Source organism: Mucilaginibacter sp. KACC 22773, assembly GCF_028736215.1.
Taxonomy (GTDB): domain Bacteria; phylum Bacteroidota; class Bacteroidia; order Sphingobacteriales; family Sphingobacteriaceae; genus Mucilaginibacter.
The window spans coordinates 3,914,329-3,941,231 of sequence record NZ_CP117883.1; the positions used below are offsets into that span (position 1 = coordinate 3,914,329).

A 26,903-nucleotide genomic window follows, 5' to 3' on the forward strand; every position below is an offset into this window, starting at 1 on the left:
AAAACATAATAATAAATTCGATGTACTAAATAATACTTCCGGACTTTCGGACTTTCCGACTTTCGGACTAAAAAAACACTTCCGGACTACTAAAAAAAGGATATGACTGGCGACGATAAAATAAGACAAGCATTTGAAAACAAAAACTGGCAAGAAATAAAGGTTACAGACTCCTGGCAGATATTTAAAATAATGGCCGAATTTGTTGACGGCTTTGAAAAACTGGCCAAAATTGGCCCATGCGTATCCATCTTCGGATCGGCGCGTACCCACAACGATAACAACTATTACAAACTGGCCGAAGAAACCGCGCGTTTGCTTACAGAACATGGCTATGGCGTAATATCTGGCGGTGGCCCCGGTATTATGGAAGCCGCCAACAAAGGAGCTTATGAGGCAGGGGGCAAATCGGTAGGTTTAAATATTGAGTTGCCTTTTGAGCAATTCCACAATAAATATATCGATAGAGATAAGATCATGGAGTTTGATTACTTTTTTATCCGCAAAGTGATGTTCATGAAATACTCGCAAGGCTTTATCATTCTGCCTGGTGGTTTTGGCACAATGGACGAGTCATTCGAGGCCATGACATTAATTCAAACAGGTAAAATTGCACGCTTCCCTATTATTTTTGTGGGTATTGATTACTGGAAAGGTTTATTTAACTGGATAGAAGAAAAAATGCTGGCCGATCAGCATAATATTAACCCTGATGATTTGAACCTGTATCGCCTGGTAGATACAGCCGAAGAAGCAGTTGACCATATTACCCGTTTTTACAACAAGTACGTGTTGAAACCGAATTTTTAAGGATATATTATTCACAAAAAATGCAGCCTTGGTCCAGGGCGGCATTTTTTTTGTTCAACTACCCTCCCCGTCATTGCGAGGAACGAAGCAATCCCCTACATGCTAAGTCCCACATTGTTCGGGATTGCTTCGTTCCTCGCAATGACGGTAGTTTAGAACATTTGTTTAACTATTTCCGTTGAACGTCATAACGTTTTTTTCTAGGTTTTTACCGATGGATACTCTATAGAAAGGAATTACTTCATGCCTTCCTTAGGCACCACACTTGCCGAAGCGGTGGGCTCTTTAGCCATATCAATCATGGCGGCAACTTCATCAACCAATCCATCGGCCGAGCCATCAAACCCTACAACTTTAAAGCGGACGTTGCCATTTTTGTCGATAATAAACTTGGTAGGGATACCATCAACCCCAAATTGCGTTACCACCTTTGATTGGCGGCCATCGGCACCTTTTTCGTCCAACAATACATAAAAGCTGTATTTTTTATCGGCAATAAATTTCTTTACACCATCGGTATAGTCGCTGCCTTTTTCCCAGGTATCAATAAACAGGAATTTAACATCTGCATCGTCCTTAAAATTATTTACAGCAGTTTGCATACCAGGGAACGATGCTTTGCAGGGGCCACACCAGGTTGCCCAAAAATCAACAACAACCACTTTACCCTTCAGGCTGGCCAGCGATACGGTGTTGCCTTCAAAATCCTTCAAAGCAAAGGGCAATGCGGGCTGGTTAATCATTTGCTTGGTTAATTCCCCGCGCTTTTTGTTTTTGGCAAAGTTTATAAGTGAAGTAAGGTACTCATCATAACCTCTTTCGCTGCCTTTCAGGCCAACATAAGCCTTTTTCAGTTCGGCTTTTAAAATTTCGCTACCCTTGCCATCTTTTAAGGCGCTTTCTATTACCACTTTCGATTCGGTGTATTTACCCAGCGCGTTTAATATCAACACATAATGCTCATTAATTTCCGGATCGTTATATGTATTGGTGGCGTATACTTCCTTTTCATATTTTAACGCTTCATCATACTTTTTTTCTTTTAGCAGGATGAATGCGTATGTATCCGCGTAGTTATTGTATGATTCTTTAGCGTTATTAGCAGCTGCTTTAGGCGATGTGTACAAACCAGGCTGAGGGTTTTTCATCTGGTCGGCCATAATGTCTAAAGATTGTTTCGACATTTTTTCCGCTACATCAAGTTTTTCGCCTGTTTTAGCCCATTCATAGGCTGCATTATTGTAGCCGCCCGCCAGATTGGTTTTGTTTTGAACTTTGCCTGCGTACGCGTTAAATTTGTCCATATCGCCTTTTTGCATAAAGCCGGTAGCAATTGCAGCGCGGGCATAATCAAGCATGCCATTTTTCTCTTTTAACTTTGAAGGGAAATTTTGCTCAAAGGCCTTGTACAGCGAATCCTTTTTATTCAGGTCATTTTGCTGGTAAATAGCCATCACAGCTTCGTTATAAACCGATTCGCCCTGCGGGAATTTTGCTTTAATAACCTTACCTAATGAATCGGCAGACTCGGGATGCCTGGTCCAGTTTAAGATGTAGGCTGCCAGCACCATATCTTTTTCCTTATCGCTTTTTTCAAGTGATTTTACTTTGGCCGCAAGCAAGGCCTGAGTTTCAGCATCGGTTTTTTTGGCCAATGCAGCGTAATATTGTACGCCGAACAGCTTTTCGGTTTTAGGGTTTACCTCCTCTTCTTTTTTAAATAAATCAATACCCCTATAGTTATCGGCTTTTATTTTACCATACCTGATGCCAAGGCCGCTGGTTAATATAAAAGCTTCCGATTCGTAAGCGCCGGTTACAGGCTTTTTATCTTTGTAAACAGGATACAGGTACCCTCTATCCATGTTGTTATCTATATCTTCGCCACTGCCAAGCTTAATAAAAAAGGCCTTTGCGCCGGCAGGCACTGTAAAATCGCCGGTAAGTAACTCGCCGTTGGCTTTCAGGTCGACATCTGCAACCGGATTATCCTTGCCATCAATAAAATAAACAGATGCGCTGATATCCTTTTTACCATCAAGCACTGTCCCCGCGGGGCTATAGGTAAGTTTTAGCTTTTCGGCAACTGATGGATAGCTATCGGAGAGGGTAAGCTTACTTTGTGCGTAAGTATATTGCATGGCCAGCACGGCAGGCACAAACAGTATCAGTTTGTGATATTTCATAGGTAATTATTTTACCCCTAAAATAATACTATTATTTACTAAAAAGAAAGCGATTAACATTTATTAACTATAAATAACATTCATTATAGCACCAAATTGAGCTTATGGTATTCACTATAAATAACTCAGCCACCATTTTTCTTTATGCGCCTGTTTGTATGCATCATAACGTTTACACAACGGATACAGGCCTACAACAATAACTATCCAAACCAGGTAAGCCACCGCCAGCGAAAACCCGTAGCCTTTAAGCGATGTAGTAAACCAAATGGGTTGATCAAGTATCCAGATTTTCCAGTTTTGGCCAGGTGTAACGGCGGACGAAACAAGGGCGATTAAATGGATAATATAAATATGGATAATATAGTAAAACATAGGTACCCTGCCATATACCGATACTACCCTAACAACAGCATTCTGCATCTTTTCTGTAAAGGCCAGGAATAGCAAGGCCGAACCCACGGTTAATAAAACATACAGTAACGAAGACGGGTATTTATTTACTTTGATAAACGAAAGGAAGGTAAAAAACGCATCCTTCTGCACTGTCCATTTAACAGGATCACCGTATACGTTAAGATACCTGATTATCACAAATAATACCAGTGAAGTAGCGCCAATGACAAATAAAGTCGTCCTGCGTTTTTCCACGCCGTACTCAGGGGTAAACAGTTGCCCCAGGCAATAGCCTAATGGCATAATTGCCACCAATGGTACAATAGGATAACCTACCAAAAGTATTTCATGTCCCCAAAAAAACGGACGCTGATCATGAAGAAAGGCCCAGCCAAAACCAGCTAAGTTATTGCCGGCCACATGCACGCCATCCAATAAATTATGGCCGAATATAACTACAAGGCTAAGAACAAGAATAGCGGTTTTAGGCAAATGGATTAACGCCGCAAGTACAATCATACTTATCCCCAAAGCCCATATGGTTATAAACAGCAACATCGGGAAGGCGATATTAAAGTTCCAACCGAAATTAACTACCACCAACTCCAGGAACACCAGCCAAAGGCCACGTTTTACCAGGAAAACAGAAAGCTCATTTTTTGTTTTCTTGCGGCTCATTAAAAATGCCGACGTGCCTGCCAGCAGCATGAAAATGGGTGCGCAAAAATGGGTTATCCAACGGGTAAAAAACAATATGCCGGTTGTTTTATCCAAATCGAGCGGGTCAAATAAAAACGAACCCGAATACAGGTAATCGCGCACATGGTCAAGCGCCATAATGATCATGATGGTGCCGCGAAGAAAATCAATGGATGTTATCCTGTTTTTAATTGTTGTTGTCATTTCAATCGTTAATTGTTCAGGCCGATCTTTTGGGCTATCGGGCTTTAGGTTCCCTGTGTTGGATATTAAGCTGCAATTTGTCTATTTTTTTTTGTTTTAGAAATAAAAAGAGGTGAAGGCGGAATTTTAGACATTCGGATGATTTTTAAAGTTAATATCAAGCAATAATATTTTATCATTATTTTGCGGCTATGGATCAACCTGCCAAACTTAAACCACAGGCCGCGCTGGGCTTTATTTTTGTTACTATGCTGATAGATGTTATCGGCTTTGGTATCATTATACCCGTAATGCCTAAACTGATAGAGAAATTAATACATGGTACCGTTAGCCAGGCCTCGTTATATTCCGGGCTCATGCTGCTGGCTTATTCAATAATGCAGTTCCTGTTTTCGCCCATGATTGGCAACCTGAGCGATAAATATGGCCGCAGACCAGTCTTATTATCATCCCTGTTAGGGTTTGGTGTCGATTATCTTTTCCTTGCATTTGCACCATCAATTGGCTGGCTGTTTGTTGGCCGTACTATTGCGGGTATAACGGGGGCGAGTTTTACAACAGCATCTGCCTATATAGCAGATGTGAGCACTCCCGAAAAACGCGCGCAAAATTTTGGAATGATAGGTGTAGCTTTTGGCATCGGCTTTATAATTGGCCCCGTGCTGGGTGGTATTTTAGGAAAATGGAATGTTCACTATCCGTTTTTTGCGGCGGCTGGCTTAGCTTTATTAAACGCAGCTTATGGCTTCTTTATCCTGCCCGAGTCGCTTTCGTTAGAACATCGCCGTCCATTTAACTGGAAACGCGCCAATCCTTTAGGCTCATTATTACAGCTTAAAAAATATCCATCGGTAATAGGTTTAGCCGCCTCATTGTTCCTGGTATATTTTGCGGCACAATCTGTACAAAGCGTGTGGACATTTTATACTATCCTGAAATTTAACTGGAGCGAAGATATAGTGGGTTATTCGTTAGGTTTTATTGGTTTAATGATAGCTATGGTTCAGGGTGGATTGATCAGGGTAACTTTGCCCAAACTGGGTCTGGAACGCAGTATATGGATGGGGCTTTTATTGTATAGCACCGGGTTGATATTGTTTGCTTTTGCCACCCATACCTGGATGATGTTTGCCTTTATGATACCTTACGCACTTGGCGGTATTGCCGGCCCGGCGCTACAAGGTTTGATGAGCAACCAGGTACCTCCTAATGAACAGGGCGAACTGCAGGGCGGCCTCACCAGCCTCATGAGCCTAAGCTCGATATTTGGCCCATGGATAATGACTACCTTGTTTTACTATTTTACCAATTTTAAAAACCACCTTTATTTACCCGGGGCTCCATTTATTTTGGGCGCTATACTGATGTTGTTAGCCGCATTACTGGCTATCAGAAGTTTTAAAAAGAAGCAAACATAAAGTCGCGATGGGCTTACCTGCTCCGGCGAAGTTTTACAACACTATTGTAAATGCCAATTATTATTGCTATGTTAAGTAATAACACGCCTTAAAAGGCAAAAAATAACTTTAATAAAGAAAATAATGGCTTATATTATGGTAGATATAGAAAGTGACGGCCCAATTCCGGGCGACTTTTCTATGATCTCTTTCGGCGCCGTACTTGTACAGGATGGCCTCGACAAAACTTTTTACGGACAGTTAAAACCAATATCTGAAAATTATATCCCCGAAGCGCTGGCTGTTTCGGGCCATACGCGCGACGAAGTTTTATTGTTTGATGACCCGGCCACGGTCATGGCCAATTTTGCAACCTGGATAAAAACGGTTTGCAAAGATCAACCCATTTTTATCAGCGACAATAACGGGTTCGACTGGATGTTCATCTGTTGGTACTTCCATCACTTTACGGGCAAAAATCCATTTGGCTTCAGTTCGCAAAACCTGGGCAGTTTGTACAAAGGCATGGTAAAAGATATGTTTAAAAACTTTAAACACCTACGCAAAACAGCACATACACACCACCCCGTTGATGATGCCAAAGGAAACGCCGAGGCATTAATTACCTTAAAACGCGAGCACGAGTTAAAGATTAAATTATAGATAAAATAATATGATAGGTTATATATTGGCCAAAATTAATATCTTCAAAACTTTTAAGGCGTATAAACCTTTATCAAATTAATGACTAAAAAACCTAAAAAGAAGCATTCGGCAGCGCTGGGCTTTATATTTGTTACGCTGTTTATTGATGTGCTTGGTTTAGCGGTTACTATCCCCGTAATGCCCAAACTGCTCGAAAACCTGGGCAATGTTGATGTAAGTACCGCCGCCCAATACAGCGGTTATTTAACCTTTACCTATGCATCAATGCAATTCCTTTTCTCATCAGTTGTAGGTAACCTGAGCGATAGGTACGGCCGGCGGCCTGTCCTGCTGAGTTCATTGCTCGGCTTTGGAATAGATTATATTTTTATGGCCTTCGCCCCTACTATAGCCTGGCTTTTTGTTGGCCGGGTAATAGCCGGCATCACCGGTGCAAGTACCAGTACGGCAACGGCCTACATTGCCGATGTGAGCACCGGCAAAAACCGCGCAGCAAATTTTGGATTGGTAGGCGCGGCATCAGGTGTAGGGTTCATTGTAGGGCTGGCTATGGGTAGTTTCCTGGGCGAGATTAGCGTTAGGTTGCCATTTATGGCTGCCGCCGCCTTTGCGCTGGTTAATGCAGCATACGGCTATTTTGTACTTCCCGAATCATTAGCGCCCGAAAACCGCCGTAAATTTGAATGGAAAAAATCGAACCCCATAAGTTCATTACGCAGCCTTAACCGTTATCCCGCACTTGGTGGCCTGGTTGGTGCATTCGCGCTGGTTTATGTAGCCCAAAAAGCAGTAGAATACGTTTTAGCCTTCTTTTTAATTGAAAAATTTCAATGGAGCCAGATCAGTATTGGTTACCTGGGGGTGTTTATTGGTGTAGTACTGGTAGCTATACAGGGCGGGCTTATCAGGTATACTATCCCTAAATTTGGACAGGAAAAAAATATTGTAGCCGGGTTGCTATTTTACGCCCTTGGGTTGGTGCTTATTGCCTTTGCCAGCCATGGCTGGATGGTTTATGTTTACATGGTACCCTACTGCCTTGGAGGCATCTCGGGGCCTGCACTGCAGGGATTAATTACCGGTACAGTATCGGCAAAAGAACAGGGAGAGTTACAGGGCTCATTAACCAGCCTTACCAGTGTGGCTGTTATTATAGGGCCACTGTTGATGAGTTCGGTTTTTCACTTATTTACCCATAAAGATACCACAGCATATTTTCCTGGAGCCCCATACATACTGGGCGCCTTATTAATGCTGACGAGTGTGTTATTGGCCGTAAAAAGTTTTAAAAAAGTACCTGCCCCGAAGAAAGCAGTGAAAACAGTTTAATGATGATCTAAACCGCTTACACCTCCCGAGATTACAAACTTCATAATGTCGGCTGCGCTTTTATCAATGGGTTTTACTTTGCTGGCATCAATAATGATAACCTGCCCGGCAAATGAGTAAGAGTAAGGGAAATACACGGCAACTTCGCCGGGCAGCCCTAAAACAGCGAGGTCCTTTTGAACAAGAAAGCCAATTTTTTTCAGCCCGAACTCATTTATTTCTACCAAAACAGGCTCGTTAAATTTTTTCTCTTCGCCTACGAAGGCCTCGGTAAGGTCTTTTATAGATGAATACAGGAATGCGAAGATGGGTAAACGGTTAAACCAGCGCTTAAACCAGTGTTTTATCGGATCGGTAATTACGTTGGTAACCAAAATGCCCGCTATCATGATCACTACAATCACGTTCAGTATCCCCAGGCCCGGTATATACAGATGCTTCCCTGTTTTATCAACCAGCAGATCACTCAAATTCAACGCCTTATCAATTGTTGATACGCCCCAGTACATCAAAAAAATTGCCGCGCCTATAGGTACAACTACCAACAGGCCTTTGGCAAAATACCTGATTAAAACCCGTACAAAATTGTTCATAAGCCCCTAAAATTTCTCCCTGTAAAAATACACCCTTTTAAATTGGCAAAAAAATAAAATAAAAGGGGCCCCCAAACGCTGGCAGGACTACTGGTTACATTTTTATAGTTTACATTTTTCACAGCTATTTCACACTTTATTTTACACTATAAGTGCAGTTTTCAATTTTATAATATGGTTGTAAATTCAATATGTAGATTCAGCATTCTAAATCAACGCTTATGTCACATATTACTTGCAAAAAATGTAAATCACAAATGGTTAGGCGGGGCCACAGACCTCCCTTTGTAAAAAAATTTTTAGGCTTTTTACCACTGAAGTGGTATAGTTGTGATTATTGTTTAAACTCTTTTTATAAATTGTCTTAACACGATTATCTTTTCGGTGCATATGCTGATCCGTCAAGGTTAACGTTCAGGCAGATATGGCGACAAAGTTCACACTGCACAGGTGGGCAAATTATTATTTTTGTCCGCTTTTGACAAAAAAGTGTTAAAAATATTTTAAAAGCCTACTCGTAAAAATATACCCTTTTTACCCGCTGCGAAACATTAGTTAATATCTCGTACGGAATGGTGCCTATCTGTGTGGCCAACTCCTCAATACGCTGGTGCTGTTCGTCAAATATAACTACCTCATCTCCCTCGTTTACATCAAGGCCGCTTACATCCAGCATACACATATCCATGGTGATGTTACCTACGGTTGGCACCAGGGTCCCTTTTACCAGCATTTTACCTACGCCGTTGCCAAATGCCCGCAAATAGCCGTCGGCATAACCAATACGCACAGTGGCAATTTTGCCGTCTTTAGCCAGCTTACCACTGCGGCTGTAGCTGATTGTATCTCCCGCTTTTATTTTTTTTACCTGTGCAATGCTTGTTTTTAAACTGGCTATAGGCTGCAACGCCCTGTTTGATGCAGGCACCGCCGAATCAATACCATATAAGCCAATGCCCAACCGTACCATATCATACTGTGCCGAAGGCCAACGGATGATGCCAGCCGTATTACACAAATGCTTAATAACGGTATAACCAAGCGAGCGTTCAATCTCTTTAAATGCCTTTTCAAAACGTTTTATTTGTGTTTTGGTAAACTCGTCGTGTTTAACAGCCTCGCTTGCTGCCAGGTGCGAAAAAACAGATTGTACACGCACGTACCTGTTGGCTTCCAGCATATCGCATAGGGTATCTATTTCATGATTCTCAAAGCCCAGCCTATGCATCCCGGTGTCTATTTTGATATTTACAGGATAGTTTGATATGTTGCGCCCTTTAGCATAACTCACAAAATCATCCAGCAAACCGAAACTATAAATTACCGGCTCCAACTTGTATTCGGTCAGCTTATCAAATGCCGAAGCTTCTGGGTTCAATACCATGATAGGCAGGTTTATGCCGGCCTGCCTTAATGCGGCTCCCTCGTCAATATAGGCAACTGCCAGGTAATCAACCTTATTGTATTGCAGCATATTGGCTACCTCAAAAGTGCCGCTGCCATAGCTAAAGGCTTTTACCATCGCCATCACTTTTACACCCGATTTCAGTTTAGATTTATAAAAATCAAGATTACTCAATAAAGTATTCAGGTTAATCTCTAAAATTGTTTCATGGGCTTTTTGGGCCAGCGCGCGGCTTATTCGTTCAAATTCAAAACTACGTGAACCTTTGATCAGGATGGTTTCATCTTTAAAATCAAGCTGCTTCAGGTGCTGTAGCATTGCAGCTGTATCGTTAAAAAAATGATGCTCAGCTACGTTAAAGTACTCCCTATGGTTTACCAAAGCATCGCCAACACCAATGAATTTATCTACCTTTTTACCAGCCACCAGATCAGCAACTTGCTGATAAAGTACATCCTGTGGCAACCCCGACTGGTAGATATCTGACAGGATGAGTGTTTTTTTATGATGTTGATTTTGCTGGCCTAAAAAATTAAGCGCAATTTCCAATGATTGCAGATCGGAGTTGTAAGAGTCATCAATCACCGAGCAATTGTTTATGCCGTTTTTTAATTCAAGGCGCATGCTTACCGGCACCAGGCGTTCAATACGTTTATCAGCCTCAACAGCACTATACCCAAGGGCCAGCATAGTTGCCCAGCAAACAATAGCATTCTCTATCGACGCTTCGTCGGTAAAGGGCACCAGGCATTCAATCTCCTGTTTTTGGTAATAAGCGCGCAGGTAATAGTTTTTGGAGATCACCGTCCCGCTAAAAACGTACAAGTCGGCCTGGTTAAATTTACGGCTCCAGGTAAATGTTTCTTTGGCCTGTATATCTCTCCTAAAATCGATCAGCAGGTCGTAATTGCAAATCAGTTTTTGGCTGTTTTTAAATAATTCAAGCTTCTCCAAAACCTTCTCCCGCCTGCTGGTAAAACCCTCGTCATGCGCTGTACCAATATGCGTAAGCACACCTACCTGGGGCTTAATAATAGCCTCCAGCTTTTCCATTTCATTAATGGTTGATATTCCGGCTTCAAAAATCCCCAAATCATTGCGGCTGTTTATCTGCCATACCGAAAGCGGCACCCCTATTTGCGAGTTATAGCTTTTTGGGTTACGCACAATATTTTTATCGGCGTTAAGCAGCTGGTATAGCCACTCCTTTACAATAGTTTTACCGTTACTGCCGGTTATGCCTATTACCTGTAGGTTAAACCTGCCCCGGTGGTGGGCAGCCAAAGCCTGCAAGGCAGCCAGGGGATCGGCTACTATTAAAAAATTGGCTTCGGGTAAGTTAAATTCGGGACCATGCTCCACCACAAAATTACGTACGCCAGCCGCGTAAGCGCCGGCAACAAACTCGTGGCCGTTACGCCTGCCGCTTAGGGCAAAAAATAAGCCTTCGGTTGCGTTATTTAAACGGCGGCTATCGGTAAACAGTGCGCTGATGATATATTCTTTTACAATGTTGCCGCCTGCATTAATGATCTGTTTAACTTCGGTTATCTGGTACTGGTTGTTAAGCATGGTACGAATTTGGGCATATTAATTTAACTATAGCGTATTTTTTGACGAATTTTGACTACCAATGGATGGCCCTAAAAAAATCAAGATAACAGACCCTAAAATAGCCCTAACCAAGGCCGAAAATTACTGCGCCTACCAGGAACGATCACAGCAAGAGGTGCGCGACAAGCTTTACGAATGGGGCCTGCGGCCCGATGCCATTGAACAAGTAATAAGCGAACTGATACAAGGCAACTTTTTAAACGAAGAGCGCTTTGCCAAAGCCTACGCCAAAGGCAAGTTTAGCCAGAAAGCCTGGGGCCGAATAAAAATAAAACAAGGCCTTAAACAGAAACGCGTACCTGATGTATTGATAAAAAAAGCCCTGTCAGCCATTGATGTCGACGATTATTTTGCAGCGTTAACCAGGCTATTGGATAAAAAAGCGGGCACCATGAGCGAGAAAAATGAACTTAAGCGCCGTTATAAGCTCCAACAGTACGCTATGGGCCGCGGGTACGAAGCAGACTTGGTTGCAGAAGTTTTGAAAGTCAACCAGTTATAAACTATTTTAAAAAAAGTGAAATTTTCCCTTGCAGAACATCCAATTCTGTCTATATTTGCACTCCCGCAAACGAGATAGGCACACAGCTTACTCAAAGCAGGAGAATGCGAAAGTAGCTCAGTTGGTAGAGCACGACCTTGCCAAGGTCGGGGTCGCGAGTTCGAATCTCGTCTTTCGCTCAAAGCCCTTCCATCAAAAGAAGGGTTTTATTTTTAAAGGTTAATCACCTGCTCAGATGGTGGAACTGGTAGACACGCAGGACTTAAAATCCTGTTCCCGTAAACGGAGTGCGGGTTCGATTCCCGCTCTGAGTACTGAACGGGAAAGATGCAACGGCTTGTATTCTTTCCCGTTTTTTTTATGCCTTAACTCCTTGTTAATTTGAAAGATAAGTTTAGCAGGTTCACTGATTCGCCCGGTTCGATAAGCCATACCGTCAAAACCTAGTTTTTCCCTGAATATCGAACCAAGTACCTCTCTTTTCGTCAATATATCCCCATCCAAAAACAACTCATCGAGCTTAGAAAGTGCCTCTATTGCCTTTAAAAGCATATTATCAATGCTTAACTGGTTCGAATTTTGGACCTTTGCCTCCGTCAAGGCCAATTCAAGCCTTTTTAACTTTTCCTCACATTCCCGTTTCATGATTTTATAATCATCATGATCCAGTTTTTCATCGAAAAGCATATCCCTGGCATTAGCCAGTTTTGCGTTCAATTTTGAGATTTCCTCGCTTATTTCCCTTCTTCCGACATGGGATGAACCCTTATATATTCTATAAATATCCGAAACAACCATCTTATATAACTAACTCATTCCAGGTGCCGGTATATATTTTTTCAGCATTTTTGCCGCCTCCTTATTCATCTCGTCCGCTTTATAACGACAACCACAACCATAGGCTCCCTGAGCATGGTAATAATAATAAAAGCCACTTCTGCCTTTTGAAGCACTACCAGTAAGCGGACGATCACATTTATCACACTGTAAAAAGCCCTTTAAGGGTAATGCTGCACATACCTTTACCGCCTGTACCCTAAGCACCTTTTTTCGGCCACTCAGGACATCCTGAACTTCATAAAATAAAGCTTCACTAATGATAGGCTCATGCAGGCCGTCCACCCATTGTTCATCTTCTTCTTTATACTGCCTGACCACGATCTTGCCGCAATAAACTGGGTTCCTGACTTCCCGATGGAAATTAGACTTGCTGATCATAATCCCTTTATCATTGGCCATTTTCCTGATCTGATCAGGTGCAAATACGCCCTCCGCAATAGCTTCAAATATCCAGCGCATCATCGGGGCTTCTTTAGAATTAGGTACAATATATTTGCTGCCATCTTCACGGCTCCTGTTATCGTAGCCATACGGTGCCCGTCCCATATACCGCCCCTCTTTCCTAGCCCTTCTCATGCCATGCTTGACGTTCAGGGCACGGCGGTCATTCTCTACCTCCGGCGTAGCAAGGTAAAACGCAAGCATGATTTTATTTTCGGGGATTTCGAGATTCAAGGGTTGTTCGACCGCCTGTGGCTCAATACCCCATTTGGACAGTCTACCAATCATTTGATAAGCATCACTTGTATTGCGGCTGAACCTGTCCCATTTGGTAAAAAGTATCAGGTTAATATGTTTACCCTTGCTTTTACTTAATTCCACTAACAGGCTGTTCCATTGTGGTCGGTTAAAAGTTTTAGCGGAATGATCTTCAAAAATCACCTTTCTGATTTCAATGGAGTTTATAGCACAATATTTCCTTAAACGTTCTTCCTGATCACGTTGGGAATAACCCTTATCTGCTTGTTCGTCCGTGCTTACCCTGATATACAAATCTGCTGATCTCATAAATGATACTATATTTTAACGTATTGACCTACAGACAATTTACCTATTTTATACATAAAATCCAAAATTATTTTCGCTTCTTCTATAGTAACTTTTGTGCCGTGTTCCTTCAATATTTGCACAGACATTTCAGGTGTTACCCGCCTGAGTTTGGGATCAATAAAATTCATTGCATTTAACATTAAAGCACAATGATCCTGACTTTAAAACGGAAGAATTGGGGACCTTATTGGGGTCACCCTTTGAATAATTAGCGCTGTAATTCAATGATTCAAATAATAGTAAAAATTATAGTTTTGATATTATTGGTGATGCGTTAAGTTTTTATAAACGCAAACTTTCTTTATCGGATGTGGATACCGCCACCCCTTTACATCTTCATATTTTCCGTCTCCGGCATTTGTCGGGAACGGGGGGATTCCGGGTATTAATTGCACGTGATAAACACTTGCTGGCGTCAGCTGATTTTTATCAGCAGGGCAGCAAGCTGCGTTTTTTTCACTCGGTCTCGGGCCCGGCGCTGGACCAGCAAGTGATAGCAGTAAATGCCGCCGAAGAGCAATTCCGGAATGTCAAAGGTACGCATGAACTCCGCTTTATTGATTTTTTCCTGTCTTCTAAACCGCACCTGGAAGTCAGTACAGCTGATCAGAATATGGCAATCTATGCATTCGAAGATCAAGGCCTGAAAAGACTCACCGGTCGTCAGCTAACTAACCATTTTTCAAAATTAATAAAAAGTAAAAAACCTATTTCTTCACCCTTATAAATCCGAAACATGAAACCTGTAACCTTACGCTTAAATTTAATACTTTTTGCTTTACTGGCAGCACTTACGGCAAGTGCCCAACAGGAACAATCTGCAATCTACGATGCCATCGGTTTGTTAAATGCCAAGCATGGTGTCAATTTAATCATGATGCCGGATGTGCCAGGGTACCAGATGATTGACCCGGTAAAGGGGGTTGTAGTCAAAACAGCTCAAATGACTCCCTTAACTGGTGCTGACGTGGACCCAAAAGCGTCCCAACAGGTGATCATGAAAATCCTCGCCAGGAATGCCGGCTTAAAAGATGATGCAACGCTTGACGCTATCAAGGAAAAGTTCAAGGATAATCCGTTCCTAAGGGAAATTTTCTCCGCCGGTTTCAAAAGGCTCGATGCCGACAAAGCCTTAATCCCAGACCAAATTAACGGCAATATGATTTCAACAAGTTCAGGAAGTCCCGGGGTTAATTTGGTATCAAACCTGACTAACGGATCAGCTGATTATCTTATTAAACGGGCCAACGAAGAACTGACTATTTCCGTTATCGCCAAATTGCAGGCATTTATTGCCCGGTACCCGGAATTTAAAATTCTGTTTGACCATACGGTCACGCTGATCCAGCCTGTCGAACCTTACGATTATCAAAAAAAACTCGGCGCCCTAAAATGTGCTTTAAAGGAAGATCTGGACGTTTTGCCTGCCCAGCTGCCTTTGCTTTATCAGCTCCCGCGTTATAAAACGTTAAACGCCCGGGTACCCGTGATGACGCTGATTTTTACCGCCAGCGCAGTGGTTAATGAGATGAACGGCAAATTCGGTTTGGGTAAATCTTTGCATGATCTGGATAGCTGCGGCTTTCTACAGGCGGAAAATAATTATGCCGGTGTGATCAGGGTAGTTTCTGCAGTCTCTGACGGACTTCGAAAAAAAACCTTATCGGGTGATGAAAGCCTCGAGTATGATTATATAAGTCCAAGTGAGATCGCACAGGTGACTAATAACAATGCTGCTAATAAGTTGGAACTGTCAAGATACTTCCTGGGCTTAATATATCAACATGTCAGTGCAATACCCTTTTGGGTCGGTCAGGGTAAACAATCCGCGGCTGAGCTTTTAGCCTCTTGGGATAAAAATGAGAAACTCACTTCACTGATTGACAATATCATTGCGTCTGGCTCTAAATTGCAATCGCTACAAACCCAACTGTCAGATCTTAAAAAGAATGACATGACCATCGGCCAACTTACTGGAAAAAGTTTTTTTTCAGTTGAACGCTTTACGCTTTATAACCAGTTGATCGTTACCTCTATGCAGCTTTGCGAGCCGTTTGTTTCGGGCTCAGACGCATCCTCTGCCCTTAAACAAGAGTTCAGCCGGGTTACCAACTACTGGCCGCCTTTTTCGCAGAGCGGAATAAGCATGGTTAAAGCTTTTTCACAAAAAGACTACCCGCTTGCCGTGCAGAACCTTAGTTCGATGCTCCAAACAGTCAGTCAGTATATGGAAAGCCGAGAGGGTGATGATGCTTTTGTAAAGTCAGCCAAAGCCGATGCGGAAGCGGATGCAGGCAAGGATATCGATGCGATCAATGATAAATTAAAAACTGTTAACGTTCAGCTAAAAACGTTATCCGGTACTGACGGCCCAACAGTTCAGGATAAAATAGCGATATCCGGCCAAACCCAGGCGCTGGAACAGCAACTTATAGTATTGAATGCACAAATGGATGCGGCTGTTTGGCAAAAGAAAAATGCCGACAAGGTGCTTTTTACGTTATCTAAAGTCATAGAATATTACCAGCTTTTTGCAGCCTTGACGCAAGCGGAGAATAGCGCCGCCGTGGAATCATTACTGGAAACTTATGCTTTACCCGCAGGCAGTTCCCGTGTCAAAAAGGAGACAGCCGCAAATATCGCAATCAACGCCTATGTCGGCATGTTTTTCGCCCGTTCCAAAAGTAATGGAACTGGATTCACTAACCAATATGGTTTAACGGCTCCCATTGGCGCTACTTTTAGTCTCGGTGCTGGTCAAGTCGGAAGTTTCAGCGCTTTTGTGGGGCTTGTTGATATCGGCAGTATTATTCGTTATAAACTCAATAGCCAGGGTGCATACGAACAAAACATCAATTTCGCAGGCCTCGTTTCTCCCAGCCTGCATTTCGTATACGGTTTTCCCGGTTACCTGCCGCTCTCATTGGGAGCTGGTGTCCAATGGACTACACCGACTACAACGGCAGATACACATATACAGCTAATGCCGCATTTTAACGCTTTTTTTGCAATTGATATCCCATTATTCAACCTGGCTGTCAGCCGCAAAAAAGGAAAGGATATGTAGCCGGAATTTTCTTTAGTAGAGCGCGCATATCTTTTCTCAAACGGATTATTTTAATAAATTCATTTGAGCAATTTTATCTGCCGGAGTACCGAACCTTTGCAGACGAGCAATTGATCCTCTTACTTCGCCGGGGGGATGGAAATGCTTTTGCTGCGGTTTACGACTGAAATTTTAAAACAGTATATAATTTGGCTCCATTACTTTCTCAGCCGGTGCAACTCGTCGATAATAAATTAAAGGCCGCCCAAGATTTGATCTACGAACTGGAAAATTGTCCGGAAGGCATGTCCGGCTGGAAAGCCTACGAAGATATTTGTATAAAAATATTTAGTCACCTCTTTGTCCCTCCTTTAAATCCGCCCAAGATACAATTTAAACGCAAATCCGGGATAGATGTTAGGGACGCAATCTACCCAGACCGCGGTTTAGACGATAATTGGCGGTTTGTCAGAGAAGATTATGATGCCAAATATATTGTTGTTGAATTTAAAAACTATTCCAAGGATGGCAGCGCAATCGATAAATACACGGTTCTTCAAGTTGACGATTATCTTAAAAAAAAACATCGGAAGGTTTGGAATAATTTGTAGTAAAAAGCTTCCTGATTATAGCGCCTTAGAAAAGAGAAAAGATGTTTTTTCTGAAAGTGGCAAACTCATTCTTTTCTTAAATAATGATCATTTAAAAGACATGATACTGCGAAAATACAATGAACTTGACCCATTTGATATCATTAATGACCTTATCGATGATTTCAACTTAAAATTTTGAAAATTAATGTATCGAACAATCGACAATGCAAAGAAAGTTCCTGAGTAGGAAAAAATCATATCTCACTTAGGATAATCGGAGAACTTCGCGAAAAATCAGCTGGCTTGTCACATTTGGCCAATAGCCGCATTCCCTCCACAAAATCAGTTGAAAATCTATCACTTTCGGCTCACATACCGAACATTTTCAGAACTATTTATTAAATGATTTAAGAAAGGAGGACTTTAAAGCAGTGCAATCAAACCTTCTAAAAGCTTCTTCGAAATGAGGGAAACTAAGTCTACTTATAATTTATTAGCTCCAAAAAAATGTCTTAAAAAGCTTCCCGCTACCATTCCCTTAGTATGCTTCAGTGTCTAATTAAATTCACTAAAAGTTGCAAATCACTTTCAAAATGGTTTGTAAGTTGAACCGCTTGGAGTACTTGAAAATGAGGCGATTAGATAAAAGACACTAATCGCCTCATTTCGTTTCAAGACAACAATAGGACAACATTTTATGGGATCAATGAATTATTGTTAAACATCTAACAATTTGATTGTCAGATATTTACTTTCTTTTTTTAACTAAGATATTTTTTCTATCAGGCTTTTCTTGTATTCAGGCAATATCCTGTTAATTAGTTATTTGAATTGTTTTTCAGGTGTTCTAATCCCTTTTGGGGATCTGTTTCAAATACTCTTTAAATTTCCGGGACTAAATCTTTATCATTTATATCCCGATCACCTGTTTTCCCACCCTGATGGATTTGAATGCGATAATGCTTTTTGAACTCAATATTTCAATACAGAAAATCACGAAGTATATGAGATTATAGTAAAGTTCCGGGAAAAGCTTTGATTTATTCAATAACAATTGTTTGAATGCTATGCGCCGCTACAGCATGCCCCATCCAGACCCCATTTGACCAAATATGGTAACGGAGATTATTGTCGCTTCTATTGAGTACAATTACTGCAATTTTGCCATCACTGTTTATAAAAGCTGTGGTTTGCAGCGCATTGCGGTTACTGGAAGCGGCTACACGTTTAGCTCCCGGGCGTATGAATTTTGAAAACTGGCCAATGTACCAATATTCGTCCCTGATAGTTATATTCCCTGTCTGCGTATTTCCCATGATCGGGGCATAGCTAACATTCCCTACATGGCTTGGTCCGCCATTTTGGTCAAGTAGCGCGTTCCAGTCACACCAGGCCCGTATTCCGCTGTTTAAATCATGCAGAATATTGTCAGCATATAGTTCGCCAAGGGCCCACCTATTGCTTTCATAATAACCGGTTTTACCCATGCTACCTTCGGTAAAAAGCAGGTTTAAGTTCGGAAAAGCCGCATTCACTTGTGATACATTGTCAAACATCGGAGGATCGTTTGTCCAGGTCTCATACCAATGCAAACCGGCGCCCCAAACGTATTTTGCTGCTTGCGGATCATTTAAAATGGTGCTTGCATATTGAAATAAAAGGTCCCGATTCTGGTCCCACACAATTATCTTCTTATCGGCAAGATTGTTTTTTGTAAGATCAGGCCCTAAATGATTTTTTACAAAGTCTCTCTCATCCTCGGCACTGAAATAGCAGGACTCCCAGGGAGCCTTATTCATTGGTTCATTCTGAACGGTAACTCCCCACACAGGAACGCCGGCAGCATAATATTGCTGTATAAATTTCACAAAGTAATTTGCCCATATTGGATAAAATTCCTTCTTTAAGATACCGCCATGCAGCATATCATTATTGTCTTTCATCCAAGCCGGCGGGCTCCAGGGGCTTGCAAGTAACGTAAGACCACCGTTCAGTTTATCGTTTACTTTTTTTATTAGCGGGATCTTATATTGCAGATCGTGACCTATGGAAAATGATTGAAGTGAAACATCATTATCATTCACATAAGTATAGGATCCGCTTGAAAAATCACAACTATTTATGTTTGTCCGTGCAAAAGTATAACCGATTCCATTTTGCGAATCATAATAAGCATTAAGAATGGAATCCTGCGCGGTTTTAGGCAATTTGAAAAATGTCTCTGCAGCGGCATCGGTAAGGGCACCGCCAAAACCAATAATGCTTTGAAATTGGCGGGAAGGATCTATAAAAATACATTCTTCCACTTCGAGTGGCTGCGGATGCGATTCAAAACCAAGTATTGCCGTTTGCGTTATCCTTTCATCAGTTTCTTTTGTAGTTGAATAAACAACTGCTTTTGAATTCCGGTTGATCTTTGCATCAATATTTCTTTCTTTGACGCTTTCTTGTGCCTGCGATTTCGTCAATAGCACTGTGAAAAATAATAACAAAATTTTAGAACGCATTTTAATTTGTATTTATCAGGTCGATATATTATTTATAAAATAAAAGGCTATCAGGGACTATTATACCCTGACTATGTGTGTTTTTTGCCGAAGGCCCCGTATGAGAGAAAACGCTTTTATATTTCGGGTCTCAATATTTCAGGACAGAAAATTTAGAATTATAAAACCGGCTGGCATTAAATTCCAGCCGGTTCTTCAGTTCAGGTAATAATAAATTTTGATAGGATGGGTTATACTACTATTTGATAGCTCGTATTTGAACATTATCAACCGAGATACCTGTAGTTCCCAGGTTCCCGCCGCCGCTTTTTATCAGTAAGTATACAGTTCCTGTTGTGGCGAATTGAACTACACCTTTTCCTACGCCGGTACAAGAAATGTCAGTCAGGAGCCCATTGAAAGGCGAATTTCCGCAACCATCCCAGGTGTTTAAAGATAAACGTATGCCACCATCATTGTAGTCCACGCCTTGTTGGGGCTCTGCTTTACCTAAGTATACTTCAAACCAAACGTCAGTAGCCCCGCTACCTGCAACATTCATATCGATCTGGTATTTTTGGTTAGCTTGTACCTGTATAGCCTGGAATATTGCCGCCTGGCCCCAACTGCCGCCGGAGAATAGCGCTGTACCATTTACAAAACTAAGCGTAACACCAGCTGTTATGTTCGATACCGTCCACTTGCTTTCGTCCCCTGAGTTAAAGCGCCCCCCTTGCACCAGATTAGGCGGCAGGCTGTTCTTTGAAGGGGTGACTTTTATTGTGACGATGTTCGATTGCGCCGTTTTCCCATTTGAAGGTATAATACCCTTTACCTGTGCGCTTAAATCGGCAGTTACCCCTATTGCCAGGCCAAGACTATCAATCAGTATTGAGTTTAATTCGCTCTCGGTGAAATCTTTCATAACCGTATTCTGCGTTATAGCTACTGAATCTGTTTTGTTGCCCGCAGTAAGGATAAGCGTATACTTGATCAATGAATTGGGATCTGTGGCCAATGAAAAGGTTACAGCTTCGTTGCTGCCGCTATCTGCATCAAACACTACCGCGCTTTTTGAGGCGGAAAGAACACCGGTTTCAAACGGAAAAGGTTTAGGTGCCGACAGGTTTTTACTGCATGAAGCTAAAAAAAACAAAGAGGCCGGTATGGAAATAGAAATCATATAAAAGAGCATTACCATAGCCTTTCTGGCACTCGTGGTCAATGTGCTTAATTTTTTCATTATATTATAGTTTAATAATTGTTAATAAAATTAATTGTACCCTTGATTTACTCAGAGTAGTCAGGCTACTATTGTATAGCTCGCAATTCAACGTTAGCAAGAGAGATACCCGTAGTTCCGAGGTCTCCGCCGCCGCTTTTGATCAGTAAGTATACGGTTCCCGATGTGGAAAATTGAATTACACCTCTTGCTGCTCCCTCACAGGATAGTTGAGTTAAAGGTGCATTGAAAGGCGTCTTTCCGCAGCCGTTCCATGTATTTAAAGCTAAACGTTTACCTCCATCATTGTAATCCTGTCCTATCTGAGGCTCGGCTTTACCTACATATACTTCAAACCACATGTCAGTACCGCCGTGACCGGATACCCGCATATTTATCTGGTACTTTTGGTGGGCTTCTACCTGTATAGCCTGGTATATTGCCGCCTGGCCCCCATTGCCCCCCCTATACAAGGCTCTGCCACCACCAAACCTAACCGTAACACCGGGTGTTATATTTGATATAGTCCACTTGTTGTAATCACCCCGTTCGAAGTTCCCTCCCTGCACCAAATTAGGCTTTTGCGAAGAGCTAACTTGCGTATTTGTATTTGATCCGGCCTTTTTTCCATTTGAAGGAGCAAGGGCTTTACAGGAGGTTAAAAAAAGTAAAGTAGCTGGTATAGAAAAAGTAACTATATAAAGGAGCATCACAGACATGGGTTTTCTGAAGCTCATGGTTAATGTGCTTAATTTTTTCATTGTATTTAATGATTGGATATTGTTAAATAAAATTAATAGCCTGGATTCTGCTTCATCTGCGGAGATACACTCATTACTACCTGGCCGATTGGATAAATCCTGGTGTGATCATCACCGTCGGGCCTTTTATCCCACCAGGTTCCGGTATTAAACACACCCCAGCGTATCATATCAGTACGACGCCTGCCTTCTACCAAAAATTCCCGTCCCCATTCATCCAGCATTTCCTGATCGGTGAGCTGGCTGCCATTTGTATTATATAAACTTGGTGAGCCGACAGGATAATTACGCTTACGAACAGCGTTTAACAGGGTCCCGGCGCCAGCTTTATCCCCAGCCCGATATTTACATTCCGCTAAAGAATAGTATATTTCGGCCAACCGTATTTCAACAAAAGATGATGCAATAGTATTTGGATCGCCTGTCGGGTAAATGGGATATTTCGCCGGCCAGATTCCTGAGTTATCATCAGCGTGATTCATGCCTGATTCCTTATCGGCCAATACTTGTCCCGGTGGCAAATCTCTGAACCAGCCCACCTGATCACGGGCAAAAATGGTATATCCCCTGTTGCTTTTCACCAACTTAGCAGAGTCGCTGTAATAAGGCAAATAGCCATACAAAAACATTCCCTGGCGTTTACTGTTGCCCAGGTTTTTATATTTTTTTAAGCGAAAATCATCAGGATATTTTTGAAATTTCACAAAAGGCTTACCCAGGTTAAATGAGTATTCCACACTGTCAATATCCCTTCCTGGTTGTAATGCAAACCTGGTATTCATATTTCCCCAATTGGTAAATCCAAAAAGATTATATGCCTGGTGCGGGGCCATAAACCAGTACATCTCGGTAGAATAGTGATAGTGGGTATTTGCAAATGTAGAAGGAAAGCCAAAAATAACTTCGGGACTCTGCGCATTGTTATAATCAAACGGCGCATCCCATCTGCTCTCTAAGGAATAATTACCGTACTTTCCGGCAATAATATCCTGACAAAGCGTGGCGCATTCTGTAAATTTATCCTGGCCTATGTAAACTTTGGCATTTAAATACAGCCGTACCAATAATGAAGCTGCTGCACCTTTTGTTAAACGACCGATTCCGTTAGTGCCTAAAGATTGGCTGGTTGGCAGATCCGGCATGGATTCCAAAAGTTCCTTTTCAATAAAATTGAATGTTTCCTGAGGTGTAGACTGCGCAGGCATAGTGGTTTCGCCTTTTACTGCCGTGACAATAGGAATATTACGGTATAAATCAAGTGCCCGTAAATTAAACCAAGCCCTCAACGTCCTTAATTCTGCAATGAAGTCGGCTTTCTCAGCTTGTGTCATGTTGAACTTTATGGGATCTATCGCTTCAATATCCTGCAATGAGTTGGTTGCCATACTCACTCCGGCAAACAAGCCGTTCCACATATCGGTTGTGAAAGAATCCTGCGTATTCCAGGTATGATAGTGTATGCGTTGGTATATCCCTCCATCAAACCAGTCACCATCCCTGTTAGGTGTCATCAACTCATCGGTAGATAATTCCTGCCCGTAAAACAATCCTCCCCCCTGCACCGACCAATAACCATGATCGAAGGCCCGCAAAAAGTCTCTGATAACATCATCTTTTGTTTGCAAAAAATTTGATGATGTAATGCGGTCATACAAGTTTTCATTAAGCTTGGTACAACCAAAGGAAAATAGAATAAAACAGCTAATTGCTATTTTTACCCTGTATTTATGAATTAGTGTCATTTTTTCAGATTTGGTTTTTAGAATTTAAGTTGGACCCCGGCAATAAGTTGTAGTGTAGACGGGTAATACGATAAGGAGGAGTTGATACCTGGTGTAAGTCCGTTTACATCGATTGATTCTGGGTCGCCTCCGGTATATTTAGTAAATGTATACAGGTTTCTGCCTGTGAAATAGATTCTCAGGCCATCAATGTGTTTGATATGGGGCTTGAGATTATACCCCAAAGTAACATTGTCAATCTTGACAAAATCTCCTTTTTCCAAAAAGTAATCCGATAAGGTTGAATAAGTCTCGGGATTAGTAAGGGCAGCATATTTGCCACCATCATATGCTGAGGCCAATACATTGGAACCGTTCTGCGTAACCGGAGTGCCGGCATAAAAAGCCTTTGTGTTAAACAGCTTATAGCCAAAAGACCCTCTTAAAAACACGCTTAAATCGAGATTTTTATAGGTAAAGGTATTCCCCATACTTGCAGTTATTTTAGGCAAGCCGGTGCCAACAAATTGCTTGTCTGCAATTGTTGCCGTATTTCCTGGAATGATTTTTCCGTCTTTATTATAAACCATTAATCTTCCGGTAGCATCAATACCTGCAGAACGCAGCATGTAGAAACTGCCTATACTTTTTCCTTCCTGCAAACGCTGGGCAGAACCGGGCGAGCCGGGAGATGGCATGTAAACCATATCTATATAACTTTGCCCGTGGTAGATATTATTTGAAAAGGAATCGAATTTGTTTTTATTACTTGCGCCTGCAAAAGAAACATTCCATACGAAATTTTTATCTCTGACAGGCGTACCTTTCAGCTGAATTTCCAATCCAGAATTTGACATACTCCCCACATTGGCAAAGGTGGTTCCCTGTATATTCGGCGGAGTTTGGACAAAATAATAACCTAACAAATCATTAGTTTTTCGGATATAATAGTTCAAACTACCCGATATTTTACTGTTGAATAACTCAAAATCTAACCCGACATTAAAATTGTGTGCTGTTTCCCATTTTAACTTATAATTTGTATTCTGACTTGGGCCCCATACCTGGTATTGAATACCGTTATATGAAGCGTGCCCATAACCCGAGTAAGTATCTAATGAAAGGTAACTGGCAAAGTCCTGGTTACCGGTCACGCCATAATCAGCACGAACTTTTAATTCATTAAGCCATGATAGAACAGGGAAAAATTGCTCATTTGAGATTATCCAGCCAACCGAGCCTGCAGGGAAATTGCCCCATTTATTATCGAATCCAAACTTTGATGATCCCTCATGGCGAAGGCTTGCCGAAAGGTAGATCCTCTTGTCGAAATCATAATTTAATCGTCCAAAAAAAGCAATTAACGTTGCGTCATTTTTATAAGAGCCAAGACTCGTTGAACCGCTTGCATTAACCGGGTAATTGGAAACACCTGATCCAAGGTTGTTATAGGTTAATACATCCGATGGAAAATTTTGGTTAGAGGCGCTTAGCCCGGAGTTAACGGAATAAAAGTAAGAATATCCGCCAAGCAGCTTGAATGAATGCTTTTTAACATTTAATGAGTAATTGGCAATCCATTCAAGGCTTCTCTGATCGCTTTCATTGTAGGCCCTGCTTCCGACATTTTGGCCTGAATTTCCGTAAACAGCGGCCGTATTATAAGATGGCAGAAAGTAAAAGTTAAAGAAATCATATGTTTGCTGGCCCACAGTAACCTGCGTATACAGATTTTTTGATGCATTCAGTTTAAACGATGTGCTCCAATCCAAATATTTGCCTTCCCCGCCGCTTAATACCGTTTTCAATTCTTCTACTGAATTGTATGATCCGGGAAACCCTGTATTGATATAATAATATCTGGAAGAATTGGCCGTATCCTTAATAGGAATTGTTGGGTTCAATGTCAGTCCCTGACTAAAAGCACTATAGCTTGCATTGTTATAGTTAAGACGCCTTGGTGCAACATTTGCAGATATTGAATACAATCCATCGGCTGAAGTATGGTTTAAGTTAATTCTGGCGCCGTATTCTTTTTTTGTCGAACGCAGGTCAAGCCCATCGGCATTCCGGTAATCAAAAGATACATTGTAGTTATTTCTTCCGCTGGTTCCTGAAAACTGTAAAGTATGTTTTTGCTGATAGCCAAAGTCCCGTCTTACGGCACGAACCCAATCTGTATTACCGCCATAGTCAACTCCTCTGTTGTGTTCTAAAAATTGATCGCGCGTCAGCACTTTGATTTCGTTGGTAGGTATATCGGCGCTGAAATAGCCATCATATAAAGCCTTAGACTGACTGGTGCCTTTTTTTGTAGTAATAATGATGACGCCATTACTACCACGGGTTCCATAAATAGCAGACGCGGCTCCTCCCTTAAGCACGTCAATTGATTCAATGTCATTTTGGTTCAGATTATCAATGTTGCCTCCGGGAATACCGTTGATTACATATAAGGGCCCCGTTCCGGCACTGCGCGAAGAAACGCCGCGAAGCTGAACACTTGGGCCTGAATTAGGATCAGCCGGTGCTGTATTGGTGATACTTAAACCTGCCACCTTTCCCTGGATGGAATTCAGCACGCCATTGCCGGCAACTAAATTCAAATCTTTAGAAGAAAGGTGGGTTATAGCACTGGTAACCTCTTTTTTATCTAACGTTCCGTAACCAACTGCTACCACCACTACATCATCCAGGGAAGCATTCATTTGCTGAAGTTTGATAACAAGCCTTGAGTTTTTATCAGCAGGAGAAGCTATGACCGCCTGGGTTATTTTATATTCTGTACGCAGGTATCCAATAAAACTTATTACTAATACGTCCCCCTCAGAGGCATTAATTGAGAACATGCCGTTGGTATCGGTAGCTACGGTGGTATTGGTGTTTTTATTTGTGACATTTGCACCGGAGAGCGGCTTTCCGCTTTCATCTGTTACGGTCCCACTTATTTTGGGGATTATAACAGCCGTTTTTTTATTTTTTGGCGGCTCATTTCCTTTTAAAGCAATTGTATTCTGGATGATCTGATAGCTAACAGGGATACCATCGAGACATAAGTTTAATACCTCTGTAATTGACAGTTTTTCTACATTGATGTTTACTGTTTTTTCCTTAAGCAGCGCATCAAGATTGTCATCATATATAAAATGATACCCGGTTTGGCTTTCGATGATGCCAAGTATTTTATGAACCGACACGTTCTTTTCGTGAAGATTTATCAGTTGACCATAACTTTTAGCGCTTACCTGGGTAAGGCCCATGATCAGGATAATAATCGATAACTTCATAATAAGTAAAAACTTGGACAAAGCACGCCAGGACGCTTTTGCGTACTTTAATTTTAATTTCATAATTTTGATAATTAGGGTTGAACTTTAGATTTA

At 41.7% G+C, this 26,903-nt stretch carries 18 protein-coding genes and 2 tRNA genes; 10 read left to right on the forward strand and 10 right to left on the reverse strand.

The annotated features are described in order from the left end of the window. Positions 1-102: 102 nt before the first annotated feature. Positions 103-810 (forward strand): LOG family protein, encoded by a 708-nt coding sequence (locus PQ469_RS16170; protein ID WP_274208605.1) that lies wholly within the window; start codon positions 103-105, stop codon positions 808-810. Positions 811-1,046: 236 nt separating this feature from the next. On the opposite strand, the gene PQ469_RS16175 is transcribed toward PQ469_RS16170, so the two are convergent. After that, positions 1,047-2,996: a redoxin domain-containing protein gene (locus PQ469_RS16175; RefSeq protein ID WP_274208606.1), complete on the reverse strand. Its 1,950-nt coding sequence runs from the start codon at positions 2,994-2,996 to the stop codon at positions 1,047-1,049. 114 nt (positions 2,997-3,110) lie between these two features. Next, complete coding sequence (locus tag PQ469_RS16180; RefSeq protein ID WP_274208607.1) at positions 3,111-4,295, reverse strand: acetyltransferase domain-containing protein; 1,185 nt, start codon at positions 4,293-4,295, stop codon at positions 3,111-3,113. A 191-nt stretch (positions 4,296-4,486) separates the two neighbouring features. Here PQ469_RS16180 and PQ469_RS16185 point away from each other — a divergent pair, with 191 nt between their 5' ends. From PQ469_RS16185 to PQ469_RS16195, 3 genes are all read left to right on the forward strand, one after another. After that, positions 4,487-5,713, forward strand: a complete 1,227-nt coding sequence (locus PQ469_RS16185) for a TCR/Tet family MFS transporter (RefSeq protein WP_274208608.1) — start codon at positions 4,487-4,489, stop codon at positions 5,711-5,713. 123 nt (positions 5,714-5,836) lie between these two features. After that, positions 5,837-6,355 carry a 3'-5' exonuclease family protein gene (locus tag PQ469_RS16190; protein ID WP_274208609.1) on the forward strand — a complete coding sequence of 173 codons (519 nt, stop codon included), beginning with the start codon at positions 5,837-5,839 and terminating at the stop codon, positions 6,353-6,355. An 81-nt stretch (positions 6,356-6,436) separates the two neighbouring features. Then, positions 6,437-7,687: a TCR/Tet family MFS transporter gene (locus PQ469_RS16195; RefSeq protein ID WP_090652920.1), complete on the forward strand. Its 1,251-nt coding sequence runs from the start codon at positions 6,437-6,439 to the stop codon at positions 7,685-7,687. On the opposite strand, the gene PQ469_RS16200 is transcribed toward PQ469_RS16195, so the two are convergent. Together PQ469_RS16200 and PQ469_RS16205 are read right to left on the reverse strand one after the other, a co-directional pair. After that, the gene (locus PQ469_RS16200; RefSeq protein ID WP_090652919.1) at positions 7,684-8,280 is read right to left on the reverse strand and encodes a DUF502 domain-containing protein; all 597 of its coding nucleotides are present in this window, start codon (positions 8,278-8,280) and stop codon (positions 7,684-7,686) included. The two genes, PQ469_RS16195 and PQ469_RS16200, sit on opposite strands and share 4 nt — an antisense overlap. 511 nt (positions 8,281-8,791) lie before the next feature. Further along, complete coding sequence (locus PQ469_RS16205) at positions 8,792-11,257, reverse strand: bifunctional UDP-N-acetylmuramoyl-tripeptide:D-alanyl-D-alanine ligase/alanine racemase (protein WP_274208610.1); 2,466 nt, start codon at positions 11,255-11,257, stop codon at positions 8,792-8,794. Positions 11,258-11,318: 61 nt separating this feature from the next. On the opposite strand from PQ469_RS16205, the gene PQ469_RS16210 reads away from it, so the two are divergent. From PQ469_RS16210 to PQ469_RS16220, 3 genes are all read left to right on the forward strand, one after another. Continuing rightward, the gene (locus tag PQ469_RS16210) at positions 11,319-11,801 is read left to right on the forward strand and encodes a regulatory protein RecX (protein WP_274208611.1); all 483 of its coding nucleotides are present in this window, start codon (positions 11,319-11,321) and stop codon (positions 11,799-11,801) included. Positions 11,802-11,907: 106 nt separating this feature from the next. Then, a tRNA-Gly gene (locus PQ469_RS16215) sits at positions 11,908-11,980 on the forward strand. A gap of 50 nt (positions 11,981-12,030) precedes the next feature. After that, positions 12,031-12,115: transfer RNA gene (locus tag PQ469_RS16220), tRNA-Leu, on the forward strand. A 493-nt stretch (positions 12,116-12,608) separates the two neighbouring features. Here PQ469_RS16220 and PQ469_RS16225 read toward each other — a convergent pair. Further along, positions 12,609-13,649 carry a recombinase family protein gene (locus PQ469_RS16225; protein ID WP_274208612.1) on the reverse strand — a complete coding sequence of 347 codons (1,041 nt, stop codon included), beginning with the start codon at positions 13,647-13,649 and terminating at the stop codon, positions 12,609-12,611. A gap of 352 nt (positions 13,650-14,001) precedes the next feature. On the opposite strand from PQ469_RS16225, the gene PQ469_RS16230 reads away from it, so the two are divergent. From PQ469_RS16230 to PQ469_RS16240, 3 genes are all read left to right on the forward strand, one after another. After that, a complete protein-coding gene (locus tag PQ469_RS16230; RefSeq protein ID WP_274208613.1) occupies positions 14,002-14,418 on the forward strand; it encodes a hypothetical protein in 417 nt (138 codons plus the stop codon). 9 nt (positions 14,419-14,427) lie between these two features. Beyond that, the gene (locus PQ469_RS16235) at positions 14,428-16,758 is read left to right on the forward strand and encodes a hypothetical protein (protein ID WP_274208614.1); all 2,331 of its coding nucleotides are present in this window, start codon (positions 14,428-14,430) and stop codon (positions 16,756-16,758) included. 188 nt (positions 16,759-16,946) lie between these two features. Beyond that, entirely contained in the window at positions 16,947-17,348 is a 402-nt protein-coding gene (locus PQ469_RS16240) for a hypothetical protein (protein ID WP_274208615.1), read from the forward strand. A gap of 1,022 nt (positions 17,349-18,370) precedes the next feature. On the opposite strand, the gene PQ469_RS16245 is transcribed toward PQ469_RS16240, so the two are convergent. The 5 genes from PQ469_RS16245 to PQ469_RS16265 all read right to left on the reverse strand — a co-directional run bounded on the left by PQ469_RS16245 (position 18,371) and on the right by PQ469_RS16265 (position 26,870). Continuing rightward, positions 18,371-19,837 (reverse strand): glycoside hydrolase family 30 protein, encoded by a 1,467-nt coding sequence (locus PQ469_RS16245; RefSeq protein ID WP_274208616.1) that lies wholly within the window; start codon positions 19,835-19,837, stop codon positions 18,371-18,373. A gap of 238 nt (positions 19,838-20,075) precedes the next feature. Further along, positions 20,076-21,059: a SusE domain-containing protein gene (locus tag PQ469_RS16250; RefSeq protein WP_274208617.1), complete on the reverse strand. Its 984-nt coding sequence runs from the start codon at positions 21,057-21,059 to the stop codon at positions 20,076-20,078. 68 nt (positions 21,060-21,127) lie between these two features. Then, a complete protein-coding gene (locus PQ469_RS16255) occupies positions 21,128-21,799 on the reverse strand; it encodes a hypothetical protein (protein WP_274208618.1) in 672 nt (223 codons plus the stop codon). Positions 21,800-21,831: 32 nt separating this feature from the next. Next, entirely contained in the window at positions 21,832-23,541 is a 1,710-nt protein-coding gene (locus PQ469_RS16260) for a RagB/SusD family nutrient uptake outer membrane protein (RefSeq protein ID WP_274208619.1), read from the reverse strand. A gap of 17 nt (positions 23,542-23,558) precedes the next feature. Then, entirely contained in the window at positions 23,559-26,870 is a 3,312-nt protein-coding gene (locus tag PQ469_RS16265) for a SusC/RagA family TonB-linked outer membrane protein (protein ID WP_274208620.1), read from the reverse strand. Positions 26,871-26,903: the final 33 nt, after the last annotated feature.

Bases quoted from the DNA above. Each gene is read 5' to 3' on its own strand.
- PQ469_RS16170 (WP_274208605.1), top strand. From the start codon at position 103: ATGACTGGCGACGATAAAATAAGACAAGCATTTGAAAACAAAAACTGG.
- PQ469_RS16175 (WP_274208606.1), bottom strand. From the start codon at position 2,996: ATGAAATATCACAAACTGATACTGTTTGTGCCTGCCGTGCTGGCCATG.
- PQ469_RS16180 (WP_274208607.1), bottom strand. From the start codon at position 4,295: ATGACAACAACAATTAAAAACAGGATAACATCCATTGATTTTCTTCGC.
- PQ469_RS16185 (WP_274208608.1), top strand. From the start codon at position 4,487: ATGGATCAACCTGCCAAACTTAAACCACAGGCCGCGCTGGGCTTTATT.
- PQ469_RS16190 (WP_274208609.1), top strand. From the start codon at position 5,837: ATGGCTTATATTATGGTAGATATAGAAAGTGACGGCCCAATTCCGGGC.
- PQ469_RS16195 (WP_090652920.1), top strand. From the start codon at position 6,437: ATGACTAAAAAACCTAAAAAGAAGCATTCGGCAGCGCTGGGCTTTATA.
- PQ469_RS16200 (WP_090652919.1), bottom strand. From the start codon at position 8,280: ATGAACAATTTTGTACGGGTTTTAATCAGGTATTTTGCCAAAGGCCTG.
- PQ469_RS16205 (WP_274208610.1), bottom strand. From the start codon at position 11,257: ATGCTTAACAACCAGTACCAGATAACCGAAGTTAAACAGATCATTAAT.
- PQ469_RS16210 (WP_274208611.1), top strand. From the start codon at position 11,319: ATGGATGGCCCTAAAAAAATCAAGATAACAGACCCTAAAATAGCCCTA.
- PQ469_RS16225 (WP_274208612.1), bottom strand. From the start codon at position 13,649: ATGAGATCAGCAGATTTGTATATCAGGGTAAGCACGGACGAACAAGCA.
- PQ469_RS16235 (WP_274208614.1), top strand. From the start codon at position 14,428: ATGAAACCTGTAACCTTACGCTTAAATTTAATACTTTTTGCTTTACTG.
- PQ469_RS16245 (WP_274208616.1), bottom strand. From the start codon at position 19,837: ATGCGTTCTAAAATTTTGTTATTATTTTTCACAGTGCTATTGACGAAA.
- PQ469_RS16250 (WP_274208617.1), bottom strand. From the start codon at position 21,059: ATGAAAAAATTAAGCACATTGACCACGAGTGCCAGAAAGGCTATGGTA.
- PQ469_RS16255 (WP_274208618.1), bottom strand. From the start codon at position 21,799: ATGAAAAAATTAAGCACATTAACCATGAGCTTCAGAAAACCCATGTCT.
- PQ469_RS16260 (WP_274208619.1), bottom strand. From the start codon at position 23,541: ATGACACTAATTCATAAATACAGGGTAAAAATAGCAATTAGCTGTTTT.
- PQ469_RS16265 (WP_274208620.1), bottom strand. From the start codon at position 26,870: ATGAAATTAAAATTAAAGTACGCAAAAGCGTCCTGGCGTGCTTTGTCC.